Genomic DNA, 543 nt, shown 5'->3' with positions numbered 1-543 from the left:
GTGGCCATTACGCGTTAACACGGTGGATTGCCGAGGCAGACCACATCCAGGAGGATCGAACAATGGCAGAGCAGGAGCCGCGCGACGACAGACGCGCGCCGCGCGAACGATCCGACGGGAAGCAGTCGCCGGCAGGAGCCGACCGCAAGCCGTACCAGAAGCGCGACGGCGATCGGAAGCCGTACGCCAAGCGTGAGGGCGACCGGTCGCACGCGCCCCGCGAAGGTGACCGTAGGCCGTATCAGAAGCGTGAGGGCGACCGTCCGTACGCTGCGCGTGACGGGGATCGCAAGCCCTACCAGAAGCGTGATGGTGACCGTCCCTACGCGCCTCGTGACGGTGACCGGAAGCCGTACCAGAAGCGTGACGGCGACCGCCCGTACGCGCCTCGCGATGGCGACCGGAGCTACACGCCGCGTGATGGCGGCGACCGCAAGCCGTATCAGAAGCGTGATGGTGACCGTCCCTATGCGCCTCGTGACGGGGATCGCAAGCCGTACCAGAAGCGTGATGGCGACCGCCCGTACGCGCCCCGTGACGGTG

1 pseudogene is annotated in these 543 nt (G+C 67.8%); it reads left to right on the top strand.

From position 1 onward, the window contains the following. Positions 1 to 62: 62 nt before the first annotated feature. Positions 63 to 543: pseudogene (locus tag B2K11_RS20320) on the top strand (primosomal protein); the annotation flags it as partial.

Origin of the sequence: Microbacterium sp. B35-30 (assembly GCF_010634855.1) — a bacterium.
In the GTDB taxonomy this organism is placed as follows: domain Bacteria; phylum Actinomycetota; class Actinomycetes; order Actinomycetales; family Microbacteriaceae; genus Microbacterium.
The sequence above is the reverse complement of the archived record's forward strand: the minus strand, read 5'-3'. Positions and strand labels throughout refer to the sequence as shown.